Origin of the sequence: Demequina sp. NBRC 110056 (genome assembly GCF_002090155.1) — a bacterium.
GTDB lineage: Bacteria > Actinomycetota > Actinomycetes > Actinomycetales > Demequinaceae > Demequina.
The window spans coordinates 39434-54460 of the sequence record NZ_BBRM01000002.1; the positions used below are offsets into that span (position 1 = coordinate 39434).

Below are 15027 nucleotides of genomic sequence, written 5' to 3' on the forward strand. Positions count from 1 at the left end.
AGTTTCCTTACCGCATGGTAAGTTTCGGCGCATGTCCGAACCGGAGGTCCTCGACGGGCGCCAGCAGCGCGGGCGCGACACCCGCGCGCACATCATCGCCGCTGCGACGGAGCAGTTCTGCGAGTCAGGCTACCGGGCCGGATCGCTTCGCGACATCGCGGCCAGAGCAGGGATGACGCACCCCGGCGTGCTCTACCACTTCCCGACCAAGGAGGCGCTGCTCATGGCGGTGCTCGAGCGCCGCGACCAGATGGGCGCCCTCGACAACCCGGTGCGCAGCGAGCTGGGTCGCGAGGCGCTGCGGTCCATGGTCGGGGCGGCGGAGAAGAACGAGACCCAGCGCGCGCTCGTCGAGCTGTTCGCGACGCTCTCAGCCGAGGCGACGAACGCCGACCACCCGGCGCACGACTACTTCGTCGGCCGGTACGAGCGCTTGCTCGCCAGCCTCATCGGCGCCTATGAGGTGGCTCGCGATGCCGGGGACCTCGTGGAGGGCGTCGACCCGGAGGTGGCGGCGGCGCAGCTGATCGCGCTGCTCGACGGTCTCCAGGTGCAGTGGCTGCTGGGCACGCTGCCCGCGCCCATGGGGCGGATCGTCACCGCCCACCTCGACGCGCAGCTGCGCGAACCGCTGCACTGAGCCGCGCGGCAGCTGACGAAAGGAGATCCCTCCCTCCCCTTGCGTCGCGTTTCCGCATCGTTCGCGCAAGTAGAGCAAAGAAATGACAGAAGTGCGCAAGAAGAGTCTAAAGGCTTGGCAATCTTCGACGCGCGCGCTACGGTGACGCCTGTCGCAATGAGGCGACAGCCGGTGCGAAGGCGCGCCGGGGCGACGAGAGGTCGATGCGATGAACCCACTCACTCACCACCACCGTCGAGAGCGCGCTCGTGCTGTCGTAGGCCTCGTCGCGTCATTCGCGATCGTGGTGACAAGCTCCCTCGCTGCGGCCGCGGCACCGCCGTCACGTGTGTCTGCAGAGCCTGTGGTCACCCGCGCCGCGCTCGATCCGAAACTCGTGGAGGGTCGTGGCGCCGACGTGGCGTTCTTCGAGCAAGAGGCCGAGAACGGCGTCACCACGGGGGAGGTGATCGCAGGGCGCGATGCCTACACGCTGCCCTCCGAGGCGAGCGGCCGGGCCGCAGTGATGCTCGACCCTGGCGAGCACGTCGAGTTCGTTCTGCCCGAGGCGGCGAACGCGGTCACCATTCGGTACGCGATCCCGGACGCTCCCGGCGGAGGCGGCATCACGGCGCCGCTCGACCTGTGGGTCGATGGTGGGCACCGACACAAGGTGACTCTCACCTCCGAATACTCGTGGCTCTACAACACCTACCCCTTCACCAACGACCCGGATGCGAGTGTCCTGCAGCCTGACTGGTGGATCGCCGAATGCGCGTGCGTGCCGTCTCAGACCGACCCCACGCCGGCGTTCGATACGCCCTTCCGCCCGCACCACTTCTATGACGAGCAGCGCGTTCAGTTGAAGAAGACCTTCGCTGCGGGGTCCGTCCTCCGGCTCGAGGTGCCGCGCAAGTCCAACGCGGAGTGGACCGTGATCGACCTGGTGGACACCGAGCTGGTCGCCCCACCCGTCGTCGTCGACGGTGCGGTGAGCGTGACCGACCACGGTGCCGACCGCACGGGACGGCGCGATTCCGCTGGCGCGTTCGATGCCGCGATCGTCGCGGCGCGTGATCGCGGCGTGCCCGTCTACGTCCCCGCCGGCACGTTCCGAGTGGACCGCCACATCATCGTCGATGACGTGACCATCATCGGCGCCGGCAGTTGGCACTCGATCATCCGTGGCAGCGAGGTGGAGCTGGCGGAGCCGGCGTCCGACGGCTCGACGCACACCGGGGTTGGCTTCTACGGCAAGCCGGCGAACGAGGGCGGCAGCTCCAACGTGCATCTTGAGGGATTCGCCATCGAGGGCGATGTCCGCGAGCGCATCGACGACGATCAGGTCAACGGGATCGGCGGAGCGATGAGCGACTCGACGATCACGGGGCTCTACATCCACCACACGAAGGTCGGAATCTGGTTCGACGGTCCGATTGCGAACACCCATGTGACCGACACGGTCATCGCTGATCAGATCGCCGACGCCGTCAACTTCCACCGGGGCGTCACGGACTCGTCCGTCTCGAACACGTTCGTGAGGAACACCGGCGACGATGGTCTCGCGATGTGGTCTCTAGCGGAGGCCGATGCGCGCAACACCTTTGCGTTCAACACCGTTCAGTCACCGGTGCTCGCCAATGGCATCGCGTTGTACGGCGGTAGCGACCTCACCGTAGAGGGCAACCTGGTGGCGGATCCGGTGCGCGAGGGCAGCGGCCTCCACCTGGGCGCGCGCTTCGGCGCCGAACCCTTCGCGGGCGCCATCACGTTCCGCGACAACACCGTCGTCCGTGCCGCCCCGCTGGATCTCAACTGGGACATCGGGCTCGGTGCCATCTGGCTCTACGCGCTTGACCGCAGCATCGACGCCGACGTCCTCATTGAGGGCGATCACTACCTCGACTCGACCTACAACGCGTTGATGCTGGTGACCGAGTGGGGCGTGAAGGACCTGTACGCGATCGAGAACGTCACCGTCCGAGATGTCCGCGTCGACGGCACCGGCACGTCGGTGGTGAGCGCACGCTCGATGGGCTCAGCGGCGTTCGAGAACGTCGACGCCAGGAACGTCGGCGCACGTGGCGTCAACAACTGCGGTGCGTTCGGATGGGACTGGGTCAACGGCTCGGAGTTCTCGCTGGTCGACCTCGGCGGCAACGACGGGCTCGCGCCGACCCCGTGGGAGCCGGATCTGCACCCGTGGCTCGGGCGGTACGTGCCGAACATCATCTCGTGTGAGGACCGACCGGCGGTGGTCGCGCCGCCTGCGCCTTCACCGTGGGGTCCGTAGTGTCCGTCAACATGCCAGACACCAGCGATTTCACCGTGCGCAGCACCCGCGACAGGAGTACGGTCGAGAGCGGGTCGTGGGTGACCCTCCCCCCGGCAGGGGGCGTCGATCAAGGAGCGAACCATGGCAGCCACTGACCAGACGGTGACAACGACGACAGAGGGGCCCGTCGGGTCCCGCGCGGGCTGGGTGATGCTCTCCATCACCCGCATCGTGATCGGCTTCTACTTCTTCTGGGCCTTCATCGACAAGCTGTTCGGCCTGGGGTTCTCGACCTGCCGCCAGGACGACGGCTCGATCGAGGTCATGTGCGACCGTGCCTGGCTCAGCGGCGCACGCATCACCGAGGGCTACCTCGGATCGTCCAGCGGCCCCATGGCCGACTTCTACGCCAACCTCGGCACCCAAGCCTGGACCGACTGGCCCTTCATGATCGGACTGTGCGGCATCGGCCTCGCGCTCATGCTCGGCATCGGCACACGCGTGGGCATGTGGTCCGCGATCCTCATGCTCGCCATGATGTGGACCTCGCACTCGTGGCCCAACCAGGGTGGCAACACCACCAACCCCTTCGTGGACGACCACATCATCATGATCGTCGCCATCGCCGCGGCGGTCCTGCTCGAGGTCCGCTACCAGGCCGTCGGCTTCGGGGAGCCCTGGAAGCGGCTCAGCGTCGTCGAGAAGAACCGCTGGCTCATCTAGCCGCGTTCTTCGGGCGGGGCTGCGCACTCGGCGCGGCCCCGCCTTTCCGCGTCAGGCGCGTGCCGCCCCTGACATGCGCGCCCGGCGGTCCTCGAGGAGCTCGTGGGTGACCACCTGAGCCACCTGCGGGATCAGATCGCGGCTACGTCGCACCGCCCAGGGCGCGCCGTTGCGCATCAGCCACCAGGCGCGCGCGTGCAGCCGCGGGGGAGCGGGAGCGGCGGCGATCGGCGTCACCTGCGGCCACTCGGGCGCGAGGCTCGCCACCGCGGCCTCGGCCAGGCGGCGGTGGCCGAGCGGGGACGGGTGGATCCGGTCGATGTGCCACGCGCGAGCGCCGGCGGCCCGGAACACGGCTCCGCCGTCGACGAGCGTCGCGCCCGCGGCCGCGGCCGACGTCACGATCGCGGCATTCGCGGCGCTGACGCGCCGCGCCATGACGGCGGTGACCGCTCGGGGAAGGGCGTCGAACAGGCCGATGCGGTCGATGCCGAGCACGACCACTCGCCGGTCCGCTCGGCTCACGGCGCGCAGCACGGCGGTCAGCTCGCGTTCGACCTCGTCTGGGTCGAAGTCCCCGCGCAGCACGTCGTTGCCGCCCGCGCTCGCGAGGATGATGCCAGGGTCCGCGGCGTTCGCACGCTCGACCTGCGTCGCTGCGAGGTCGCGGGCTCGCGTCCCGTTCGCGGCCAGGTTGACGAAGGCCGAGGCGCCGAGTGCGTGAGCGGTGTGCGCCGCCCACCCCACGTCGCCGCGCGGATGCTGCGTGCCATCCCCGACGCCGAGCGTGAGCGAGTCGCCGATCGCCACCACGGAGGGACCCCGGTGCATCGGCCGACCTCAGCTCGCCGAGGTCGCCTGGCTCGGACTCGACGCGCCGGCGAGGGCGCTCGCGTGGACCTGAAGCATCGCGTCGACGGTCGCGGACCACGGCATCGTCTCCGCACGGCGCCGTGCCCGCGCCCGGGAGGTGGACGGATCGTCGTCGAGCACCGCCTCCAGAGCGTCGGCGAAGTCCGTCGCCGACCCGGCCGCGGCGACCCCAGCTTCGCCGACCACGCTCGGAAGCGCCGACGCGGCGTTGACGACCACCGGCGTGCCCGAGGCGAGCGCCTCGAGCGCGGCGAGGCCGAAGGTCTCGATCGGTCCCGGCGCGACCACCGCATCGGCGCTCGCGAGGAGGCGTGCGAACGCCTCGCGGCCATCGACGAACCCGAGGAACGACACGGGAAGGTCGGCTGCGCGCTCGCGCATGCGTGCCTCGAGCGAACCCGTGCCAGCGCTCACGAGCCGCACGCGGCGTCCCCGGGCGAGGAGCGCTCTGACCGCGTCGATCGCCAGGTCCGGTCGCTTCTCGGGTGACAGCCGGGACGCCATCACCAGCAGCGCCTCGTCGTCGGCGGCGTGCGCGCGGCGTGTCGGAGCGTCGCGCCGGCCGGGCCGAAAGGTGTCGAGGTCGACCCCGAGCGGCACCGTGACGCTCGGGGCGCCGATGCGCTCGAACTCGTGCGCCGCATAGGGCGTGGTGGCGACGAGGGTGGTGAAGCGGCGGCGGGTGCCGCGGTTGTGGGCGTCCGCCAGGGCCTCGACCGGCAACACGCGAGCGGCCCACGACGGCACGTTGGCGGCGATCACGCCGTCGGCGCGCTCGTGGGCGAAGAAGGCGCTCGGCACGCCGCGCTCGCGTGCCCATGCCCCGAGGCCGCGCAGCGTGGTCCGGTCGGAGACCTCGAGCACGTCGGGGTCGAAGCCGGCGAGGACCTCGCGCACCTCGGCGACGCGGGAGATCACGCGGTACCCGCCCGACAGCGGCAGCACGGGGCTCGCGATCTGCACACGCCGGCCGTGCGGCGTCTGCTCGTCGGCGTCATGGGCTCCGGGCACGACCATGAGGAACTCGTGGCCCCTCGCCTCGTACCCTCGGCCGAGCTCGTGCATCGCGGTGCGCAGCCCTCCAGAGGTGGGGCCGTAGAAGTTGGCGACGTGCGCGATCCTCATGGCCGCATCGCCTCGTGGTCGAGGACGTCCCAGGGTCGTTCGGGCTGGCGCTGATCCGCGCCGATCGCCTCGGCGTAGTGGCCCATCAGGGCCTCGCACACGCTCGACCAGGTGCGCCCGGCGACGCTCGCCCGCGCTTGCGCGGCGAATCGCTCGCGTCGCTCGGGCTCCTCGACGAGGGTGCGGACGGAGGCGACCATCTGGTCGAGTCGGCCCGGCTCGTAGAGGTACCCCGTGTGATCCGGGTCCACCAGGTCGATCGGGCCGCCCCGCCGCGGCGCGACCACCGGCACGCCTGCGGCGTGGGCCTCCTGGATGCCCTGGCAGAACGTCTCGAGCTCCCCGCAGTGCAGGAATACGTCGAGGCTCGCGAGGGCTCGCGGCAGGTCGTCGCCGCCCAGGAACCCCGTGAACGTCGCGTCGGGCATCAGCGCCTCGAGGCGCGAGCGCGCCGGGCCGTCCCCGATGACGACCACGCGGATGCCGTCGATCTCGCTCAAACGCGTGAGATCCTCGACGCGCTTCTCCGCGGCAAGCCTGCCCGCGTAGCCCACGATCACCTCGCCCGCCGGCGCCCACGCGCGGCGCAGCTCGGCGTCGCGCTTCGCGGGGTCGAAGCGTGCGGTGTCGACGCCGCGCGGCCACAGCCGCAGGCGCGGCACCCCGAGGGAGTCGAGCTGGCGCATGGCGTAGGTCGACGGGGCGAGCGTGAGCCCCGCGCGGCGGTGGATGTTGAGGACGCGGTCCCACAGGATCGGCTCGCCCCAGCCCACGCGGTAGCGGTCGGCGTAGCTCGGCACCTCGGTCTGGTAGACCGCGACCGTAGGGATCGACAGCTCGTCTGCCGCTCGGATCCCGGACCAGCCGAGCATGAAGGGCGAGGCGAGGTGGACCACGTCGGGGGAGTAGTCGTCGAGGATGCGGCCGATGCGCGCGCTGCCGGACAGGGACACGCGGACGTCGTCGTAGCCGGGCCACCCCATCGCCGGTAGGCGCTTCACCTGGGCGACGCCGTAGCGCACCGGGCCGGTGGAGCCCTTCGCCTCGGGTGCGATGACGAGCGCCTCGTCCCCGCGCTCGGAGAGGTGCTCGATGACGCGCAGGAGCGAGTGCGTCACGCCGTTGGCGTGCGGCAGGAACGACTCCGCGATCAGGGCGACCTTCACGGCTCCATTGTGGCCGTGGCGGGCCGCGGCGCCAGCGGCGGCGCGTGCAAAGGTCCTGTGAACCTTGCGTGTCACGCGAGTAACACCTTCTCCGCCATGACGGCGCGCCCACCTTCGCGGAGGCGGAGGTGTGGGACCGGGCCACTCGCTCGCGCTGAGACAATGGAGGCATGCCTGCCGCCCTCACCCGGTCGATTCGCGTCGGCCTCGTCCTGCTCGCCCTGTCCGTCTCGGTCGTGCTGCCCGCACCTCAGGCGTCCGCGCACACCGAGCTGCGCGCCTCGACGCCCGAGCAGGGTTCGACGGTCGACGAGCTCACCGAGGTGCGACTCGAGTTCTCGGGTGCGCTGCTCGACATCGGCGCCGAGCTCGCGATCGAGGATGCGGACGGCGCGAGCCACGCGCTCGTCCCGGAGTTCCCAGAGGACACCGTGGTGACGGCCCCCGTCGACGCCGCCGTGGCCGCCGGCGAGACCACGCTCGTCTGGCGCATCGTCGCCGAGGACGGCCACCCGATCGAGGGCACCGTGACCTTCACCTACGCGCCCGAGCCCGTGGCGCCCGCCGAGCCCACGACCGAGCCGAGCGACACCGCGGTGCCTGAGCCGAGCGCATCGGCCGTCGTCACCCCCAGTGCGAGCCCGAGCGCCGTGCTGCTCGACGCGCCCGCGACCGCCGAGCCCGAGCCCGCCACGCCCGGGTGGGTGTGGCCGGTCATCGGGGTCGCGGCGCTCGGAGCGGCAGCGGCCGCGGTGATCGCCGCGGTACGTCGGCGCGGATGACCGACCTCCCGTCCCTCATCCCGGCGGGCACGCCGCGATGGCGCCTGCCCCGCTCCGCGCGCGATCCCCACGCATGGCACGTGCTCGCTGCGTTCGCGGCGGTCGGGTTCGGCGTCGGCCTGACCCAGAACGGCGCCGCGGGGGTGGTGCAGGACCAGGTCGCCGACCTCGGCACCACCGTCGACGCGCTCGGCTGGACCATGGTCGCCTACTCGCTTGGCGTCGTCGTCGGAGCGCCGCTGCTCATGGTCGGGCTGGGCCGCATGGGCCGGCGGCCCCTGCTGCTGTGGATGTCAGGCACCTTCCTCGTGACCACCGTCGCCACGGTCCTCGCGCCAACGGTCGAGGCGCTCATGGCGATCCGCTTCCTCGCGGGGCTCCCGCACGGTGCGCTGCTGGGCACCGCGTCGTTCGTCGCGATGACCGTCATGGGCGCGGAGCGGCGAGGACGCGCCGTCGCGATCATCATGCTGGGGCTGACGTCCTCGCTCGTCGTGGGCGTGCCCTTCATGCAGTGGATGTCCAACGCGGCCGGCTGGCGCGCCGCCTACGGCGTGGTCGCCGCCGTGGCGCTCATCGCCGCCGTCGGCGTGTGGGCGTTCACGCCCGACGTCCCGGGCAACCCGCACGCCTCCCCGCGCGCGGAGCTGCGCGCCCTGCGAGGAGCGCGGCTGTGGACCGCCATCATCGCCACCACCGTGGGCTTCTCGGGGCTCGGCGCGGTGTTCTCGTACATCGTGCCGCTGCTCGAGGTCAGCAACGGCCTCGAGGCGGGTCAGGTGACCTGGGTCCTCGCCATCTGGGGCGCGGCGATGACCGCCGGCGCCTACCTGGGCGGACGGCTCACCGATCGGTCCCACGTAGGCGCCGGCCGTCTCGGGCTCGCGGGAGCGGCCCTCGCGCTCGCTGGGATCGGCCTGGTCGGGGACGTGCCGGCGCTGACCATCGGTTCGCTCGTGCTGCTCGCGGCCTCGATGCAGGTCTTCTCGCAGTCCTCTCAGGTCCACCTCATGGACGTCATGCACGGTTCCCCGTCGCTCGGCTCGGCGCTCGCGCACGCCGCGCTCAACGCCGCCACCGCCGTCGGAACGGGGCTAGGTGCCATCGTGATCGGCGCCGGACTGGGCTACCAGGCGCCCGCCTGGGTCGCCCTCGGGCTCGCGGCCGTCGCGATGGTGATCGTCGTGCTCGGGCCCGGCTACCGCGGGCGCGGCGGATGGCGCCGGCCGGCGACCTGACGGCGATCGCGACTGTGAAACGATGGAGCCCATGAGAATCCGGCTCGGCACCCGCGGCTCGACGCTCGCGCGCACCCAGTCCGGCATGGTCGCCGACCAGATCACCGCCGTCGCGCGCGAACGCGGCGTGGACCTCGAGGTCGAGCTCGTCGAGATCACCACCCACGGCGACATCTCCCGCGGCTCCCTGGTGGGGCTCAGCGAGGTGGGCGTCTTCGTCGCCGCGCTGCGAGAGTCGCTGCTGCGCGGCGAGTGCGACCTCGCGGTGCACTCGCTCAAGGACATGCCCACGCAGGCGCACCCCGAGCTCGAGGTCGCTGCGATCACGGAGCGCGTCGACGTCCGCGACGCCCTGTGCACGGGCGGTGCGCCGCTGCGCGAGCTGCCCGAGGGCGCGCGCATCGGCACGGGATCGCCCCGCCGTGCAGCCCAGCTGCTCGCGCTGCGACGCGACGTCGTCGTCGAGCCGTTGCGAGGCAACGTCGACACGCGTCTGGGCAAGGTGGGTGCGGAGCTCGACGGCGTGGTCCTCGCGGCGGCAGGTCTGCAGCGCCTCGGGCGTCTCGATGAGGCGACCGAGCTGCTCGACCCGACGGACATGCTTCCCGCACCCGGTCAGGGTGCGCTCGCGATCGAGATCGTCCCAGGCGCAGACCCCGCCTGGGCCGACCACGTGCGCGCGCTCGACCACGCGGACACGCGCGCGGCCGTGACCGCCGAGCGCGCGCTGCTGGGCGTGCTCGACGCCGGCTGTGCTGCTCCGGTCGCCGCCTACGCCACCGTCGACGCCGGCATGCTGACGCTGCGGGCGCGGGTGATCGACACCAGCGGCCAGCTCGCGCTCAACGAGCACGCCACCGGTCCCGCCTCCGAGCCCGCCTCCCTGGGCCGCTCGACGGGCTGGACCCTCATGAGTCGCGGCGCGGGCCGCCTGATGGGAAGGACCTGACATGGATCTGTCAGCGCTCGAGGGACGCCACGTGCTGGTGCCCGTGACCGCCCAGCGCCGCCACCTCGCGGAGCGCCTGGCCGAGGCCGGCGCGATCGTCGAGGAGGTCGAGTTCATCGCGATCGAGCCGACCTCCGAGCCCGATGCGCTCGAGGAGGCCACCCTCGCGTGGTGCGCGGGCGACTACGACTGGCTCGCCGTCACCAGCCGCAACGCGCTGTCCGCCATGGACGCGATCGCCCGCCGCCACTCGATGAGCCTCGCGGCGCCGCAGCCCGCGGCCCAGGTGGCGACCGTCGGCGAGGCGACCCGCGCCGTGTGCGCCGACCTGGGCTTGGAGGCCACCCTCGTGCCGGCGGCTCGGCAGAACGCCCGGGGCATCGTCGAGGAGTTCCCCGAGGGCCCCGGCAAGGTGCTCGCGCCCCTGGGCAACCTCGCGGCCCCCGTGCTCGCCCGCGGCCTCGAGCGCAAGGGCTGGACGGTGACCACCGTCGAGGCATACCGCACGGTCGACGGCTCGGGCGTGGGCAAGCAGCTGCGTGATGAGCTCGAATCAGGCCGCTTCGACGCGGTGCTGCTCACCTCGGGCTCCGTGGCGCAGCGCCTGGCCGACTCCGGCGCTCAGCTCCCGCCCGAGACGCTTGTGGTCGCGATCGGCGACATGACGGCCGCCACGGCGCGCGCCGCGGGCATCGAGCTCGCCTCCGTCGCCACCGCGCCGTCGTACGACGGCATCGTCGCGGGGCTGCTCGAGGCGCTGAACCCCGATCGGCTCGAGGAGTACGACGGCGACGACGCGGCGGTCGAGGACGCAGCCGTTGAGGACGCCGGGGTCGCGGCCGACGGCGACCTGGACGCCGCCGCAGAGTCCGCTGTGGGCGCCGATGCGGTGGCCGAGGACCCGTCCTTCCTCGCCGAGTACCCGGTCGACGAGGCGGCGGAGACGGACGGCGAGGCGCGACAGCACGCGGAAGTCACCGACGCGGCCGAGTACGACGCGGAGCCTGAGCCTGAGCCCGCAGACGAGGACTCAGGCACCGACGCACCCGAGGTGGCCGACGACGCCGAGGACGACGCCAGCGAGGGCTCCGATGGCGCCGTGGACGAGGCGGACACCGATGCCACCGATTCGGACACGGACGCCGACGAGTCCGACACGGACGCCGACGAGTCGGTGGACGCCCCGCGCGAGCCCGCGCAGTCGTTCGACGACATCATCGCCGGCACGCCCAGCGCCGCCTCACCCGCGACAGTTGACGGGAACACCAGCTTCGACGACATCGTGGCCGGCGCGGCGGAGAACACGGGGGACAAGCGGTGACGTTCACGCCGCACCGCCGCCCGCGACGCCTGCGCACGAGCCCGGCGATGCGCCGCCTCGTGCGCGAGACGCGGGTCCACCCTGCGCAGCTGGTGCTGCCGCTGTTCGTCCACGAGTCGCTGACCGAGCCCCGCGAGATCGCGTCGATGCCGGGCGTCTCCCAGCTCCCGCTCGGCGGCCTCGCCGCGGCCATCGACGAGGCGGCCGCGGCCGGCATCGGCGGCGTCATGCTCTTCGCGATCCCCGCCGAGCGAGACGCGACGGGCTCCGCCGCGTGCGAGGCGGACGGAATCCTCAACCGCGCGATCGAGGTCGCTGACGAGGCGGCCGACGGCCGCCTCGTCGTGATGGCTGACCTGTGCCTGGACGAGTTCACCGACCACGGCCACTGCGGCGTGCTGGCAGCGGACGGCTCGGTCGACAACGACGCGACGCTCGAGATCTACGGGCGGATGGCCGTCGCGCAGGCCGACGCCGGCGCGACCGTGCTCGGGCTGTCAGGGATGATGGACGGCCAGGTGGCCGCGGTGCGCGCGGCGCTCGACGACGCTGGTCACCAGGACACGAGCATCCTCGCCTATGCCGCGAAGTACGCGTCGGCCGCCTACGGTCCGTTCCGCGATGCGGTCGAGTCCGAGCTTGAGGGCGACCGCCGGACCTACCAGATGGACCCCGCGAACCGGGTCGAGGGCTCCCTCGAGGCGGCGCTCGACGAGGCGGAGGGCGCGGACATCCTCATGGTCAAGCCCGCGCTGCCGTACCTCGACGTGCTCGCGGACGTGGCGAGCGAGGCGACCGTGCCCGTCGCCGCCTACCACGTGTCGGGGGAGTACACCCAGATCGAGGCGGCCGCCGCGAACGGCTGGATCGACCGTAAGGCCGCCCACCTCGAGGCCGCCACCAGCATCGTCCGTGCGGGCGCGTCCATCGTGCTGACCTACGCCGCGCTCGACCTCGCCCGCTGGCTGCGCGAGGACTGACCCAGATAACTCGGGCGCCGCGGCGCCCCGTCAGGAGGCATCCGTGACCACCTTCACCGAACGCGCATCGGCGATCCTGCCCGGCGGCGTGAACTCTCCCGTGCGTGCGTGGAACGGCGTCGGGGGCGACCCCGTCCCGCTGGCCAAGGCCAAGGGATCGCGCGTCACCGACGCCGACGGCACGGAGTATGTGGACCTGGTCGGCTCGTGGGGCCCTGCCATCTTGGGCCACGCCCACCCGACGGTCGTGCAGGCCGTCCAGGAGGCGGCCGCCGACGGCCTGTCCTTCGGCGCGACCACCACCCGCGAGGTCGAGCTCGCGGAGGAGATCCGCGCCCGCTACGCGCCCGCCGAGCGCGTGCGCCTGGTGTCCACCGGCACCGAGGCGACCATGACGGCCATCCGCCTCGCGCGCGGCGCGACCGGCCGCGACGTCATCGTCAAGTTCGCCGGCTGCTATCACGGCCACTCGGACTCGCTGCTGGTGGCTGCCGGCTCGGGGCTGGCGACCTCCGGTGTCCCGGACAGCGCCGGCGTGACCAAGGGCACCGCCGTCGACACCATCGTGCTGCCGTATGGCGACGAGGAGGCGCTCACGGACGCCTTCGCCGAGCACGGCCAGTCGATCGCCGCGGTCATCACCGAGGCGGCGCCGTGCAACATGGGCGTGATCGCCCCGCCGCGGGGCTTCAACCGCCTCATCTCGCACCTGTGCACCGCCGAGGGCGCCGTCATGATCCTCGACGAGGTGCTCACCGGCTTCCGCGCGGGCCCGTCCGGGTACTGGGGCGTCGAGCGCGACGAGGACCTCGCGGCGGGCGTCGAGCCCTGGCAGCCGGACCTCGTGACGTTCGGCAAGGTCATCGGCGGCGGCATGCCCGTCGCCGCTCTCGGCGGACGCGTGGAGGTCATGAGCCAGCTCGCGCCGCTCGGTGCGGTCTACCAGGCGGGCACGCTGTCGGGCAACCCGGTCGCGACCGCGGCGGGGCTCGCGACGATGCGCCTGCTCACCGAGGACGTGTACGCGCGGGTGAGCGAGAGCGCCGATGCCCTGGCTGGCGGCGTGAGCTCGATCCTCGCCGAGGCGGGCCTCGGGCACGCGGTGGGCCGCGCGGGCACCCTCTTCTCATTCTTCCTGGGCCTCGCCGATGCGCCCGTCTCGTTCGAGGACGCGTCGGGTCAGGACACGGCGGCCTACGCACGGCTGTTCCACGCGCTGCACGGGGCGGGGGTCTACCTGCCGCCGAGCGCCTTCGAGGCCTGGTTCGTGTCCCAGGCCCACCGTGAGGAGGACCTCGCGCGCGTGCTCGACGCGGTCGCCGTGTGGGCCGCGACCGAGGCCTGAGGAAGGCAGAGCCCGCGGCTGCCAGGCCCGGGAGCGTCGGGACATGCGTAGCCGACGAGCGTCACGTCGTCACTTCGACCGGGTGACGTGTCGCGACGTAGGACAAGTGCCAGATCACGTAGCCCGCTGCAAGCGCGAGCACGAGTCCGATCGCCCACCACATCCACCGCTTCATTGATCGAAACTCCCTAACCAGTTCTCAGCGCGCCGCCGAAGTCCTGCGCAACATAGGAGATCGGCGTGTAGTAGTTCCGGCAGTTGGTTGCTCCGCTACCCCCGTTATTGGTCCCGGAGGTCACGCCGATGGCGTTGGCCGCCCCGTCGCTTCGCTGTGTATAGAAGGCACCGCCAGAATCACCTTGTCTGACGCACTGAGCGTTGTGTTCGGCGAAGGTGAGGCTCTTGTAGGTTCGGCCAGATGTATACGTGACCGTCTGGTTGACAAGGGAGATCCAATCGGGGTCTATCTCGCCATCACCGTTGCCGATGCGTGGACCTGCTCCAGACGTACGGAGGGTCGATAGGTGCATGCCTTGGGGGATCGACGATGGAGCCCGTACGATTCGAGACAAATCCGTGTTGTACGTGCCAACATACACTCGCGCGCTCGTCGAGCCAGAGTTCACCTTGACCACCGCAACGTCGCCGTGGAGTCCACTGTAGGTGCCCAGAGCGCCGCCACTGCGCCACGTGACGGCACCGTGGTAGTGAACGCTCTGGTTGCTCGCAATGCGCCTCGCGTTCGCGTATGAATCGCCCGAAGTGGACATGGTGCAGTGAGCGGCTGTGACGAGATACTGACTCGATCCCTTGCTCCAACTGAACGCCGTGGTGCACGGCTGGGCAGGTGAGGCGTGACCTGGTCGCGTGAACTCGACGGCTGCTCCGCCTTTGTATGGCGACGTGTCGTAGTAGCGGCTCGCGGTCGTCTCTGGCCGCCCGCCGTCGTAGTAGGCGACATCGATCCCGGACTCGCCCAGACCAATGGTCGCCCCACTGAACCGATCGATGGCGTCGTCGATCGCGCCGGTGCTCTCGGCTCCATCGAGGCCCACCACGAGGCGTTCCTGAGAGTAGTCTGGCCCGACGCTACCCACGGTGCCGGATGTCGCCATGTCCTCGGCGATGGCGGTAGTCGCGCGATCGAAGTCCGCGAGTGACGTGGACGTCTCGAGCACTTCGAACCCCGTGGTGAACCCGAGGTCGTTGATGCGGCGCGTTGCCTCCTGCGTAGAGATGCCGACGGCGTTGACGTAGAGCGTACGCCCCTCCACGTAGGCCCCGCCCCAGAGCTCGGGCTCCACAAAGAACAGGTTCGACTCGATCGCCGTGTACATGCTCGCAGGGTCGAAGGTGATGTCCCCACGTGGCAGGTCGAGTTCGTCCAGGTCCGGCAGGCGGTATTCGCCCTCGCCTGCCGGCGCCAACCCTGTGCCGAAGAGCGCCGCCAGCGCGATGCCCAAGAGCATCCCTGATCTAGTCGGTAGCGATGATCCCACGGTGGACTCCCCTCATGTGCTTGATCGACACGCTAGGCCGCGCACATCAGTCGCGTCCCCGTGTTCACACGACGTTCATGAAGTCTTTGAATCGCCCCGGGTTTCGTGGAGGCTCTCAACTCATGGAGGATG

At 71.3% G+C, this 15027-nt stretch carries 13 protein-coding genes; 9 read left to right on the plus strand and 4 right to left on the minus strand.

All coding sequences use genetic code 11. From position 1 onward, the window contains the following. Window positions 1–31 precede the first annotated feature (31 nt). The 3 genes from B7K25_RS00205 to B7K25_RS00215 all read left to right on the plus strand — a co-directional run bounded on the left by B7K25_RS00205 (window position 32) and on the right by B7K25_RS00215 (window position 3617). Window positions 32–640: a TetR/AcrR family transcriptional regulator gene (locus B7K25_RS00205; RefSeq protein ID WP_084103219.1), complete on the plus strand. Its 609-nt coding sequence runs from the start codon at window positions 32–34 to the stop codon at window positions 638–640. A 328-nt stretch (window positions 641–968) separates the two neighbouring features. Then, window positions 969–2912, plus strand: coding sequence for a glycosyl hydrolase family 28-related protein (locus B7K25_RS00210; protein WP_234988004.1), 1944 nt, complete (start codon window positions 969–971; stop codon window positions 2910–2912). A 123-nt stretch (window positions 2913–3035) separates the two neighbouring features. Beyond that, window positions 3036–3617: a hypothetical protein gene (locus tag B7K25_RS00215; RefSeq protein ID WP_084103221.1), complete on the plus strand. Its 582-nt coding sequence runs from the start codon at window positions 3036–3038 to the stop codon at window positions 3615–3617. Window positions 3618–3668: 51 nt separating this feature from the next. Here the strand turns inward: B7K25_RS00215 and B7K25_RS00220 are convergent, their stop codons facing one another. The 3 genes from B7K25_RS00220 to B7K25_RS00230 are packed head-to-tail and all read right to left on the minus strand — an operon-like array spanning window position 3669 to window position 6781. Beyond that, the gene (locus B7K25_RS00220) at window positions 3669–4448 is read right to left on the minus strand and encodes an SGNH/GDSL hydrolase family protein (RefSeq protein WP_084103222.1); all 780 of its coding nucleotides are present in this window, start codon (window positions 4446–4448) and stop codon (window positions 3669–3671) included. Between the two features lie 9 nt (window positions 4449–4457). Continuing rightward, on the minus strand, window positions 4458–5615 hold the full coding sequence (locus B7K25_RS00225; protein WP_084103223.1) for a glycosyltransferase: 1158 nt from the start codon (window positions 5613–5615) through the stop codon (window positions 4458–4460). Next, window positions 5612–6781 carry a glycosyltransferase family 1 protein gene (locus tag B7K25_RS00230; protein WP_084103224.1) on the minus strand — a complete coding sequence of 390 codons (1170 nt, stop codon included), beginning with the start codon at window positions 6779–6781 and terminating at the stop codon, window positions 5612–5614. Before B7K25_RS00230 ends, B7K25_RS00225 begins: the two co-directional genes overlap by 4 nt. Window positions 6782–6951: 170 nt before the next feature. Here B7K25_RS00230 and B7K25_RS00235 point away from each other — a divergent pair, with 170 nt between their 5' ends. From B7K25_RS00235 to B7K25_RS00260, 6 genes are read left to right on the plus strand one after another with little or no spacing between them, the layout of a single operon-like run. Next, on the plus strand, window positions 6952–7563 hold the full coding sequence (locus tag B7K25_RS00235) for a copper resistance protein CopC (RefSeq protein WP_084103225.1): 612 nt from the start codon (window positions 6952–6954) through the stop codon (window positions 7561–7563). Continuing rightward, window positions 7560–8801: an MFS transporter gene (locus B7K25_RS00240; RefSeq protein ID WP_084103226.1), complete on the plus strand. Its 1242-nt coding sequence runs from the start codon at window positions 7560–7562 to the stop codon at window positions 8799–8801. The genes B7K25_RS00235 and B7K25_RS00240 overlap by 4 nt, the downstream gene beginning before the upstream one ends. 31 nt (window positions 8802–8832) lie before the next feature. After that, the gene (gene hemC / locus B7K25_RS00245) at window positions 8833–9750 is read left to right on the plus strand and encodes a hydroxymethylbilane synthase (protein WP_144018776.1); all 918 of its coding nucleotides are present in this window, start codon (window positions 8833–8835) and stop codon (window positions 9748–9750) included. Window position 9751: 1 nt separating this feature from the next. After that, entirely contained in the window at window positions 9752–11071 is a 1320-nt protein-coding gene (locus B7K25_RS00250; protein WP_084103228.1) for a uroporphyrinogen-III synthase, read from the plus strand. Then, window positions 11068–12051, plus strand: a complete 984-nt coding sequence (hemB, locus tag B7K25_RS00255) for a porphobilinogen synthase (RefSeq protein ID WP_084103229.1) — start codon at window positions 11068–11070, stop codon at window positions 12049–12051. Before B7K25_RS00250 ends, hemB begins: the two co-directional genes overlap by 4 nt. 43 nt (window positions 12052–12094) lie before the next feature. Then, entirely contained in the window at window positions 12095–13396 is a 1302-nt protein-coding gene (locus B7K25_RS00260; RefSeq protein WP_084103230.1) for a glutamate-1-semialdehyde 2,1-aminomutase, read from the plus strand. A 188-nt stretch (window positions 13397–13584) separates the two neighbouring features. Here the strand turns inward: B7K25_RS00260 and B7K25_RS00265 are convergent, their stop codons facing one another. After that, on the minus strand, window positions 13585–14859 hold the full coding sequence (locus B7K25_RS00265) for a trypsin-like serine protease (RefSeq protein WP_159450072.1): 1275 nt from the start codon (window positions 14857–14859) through the stop codon (window positions 13585–13587). Window positions 14860–15027: the final 168 nt, after the last annotated feature.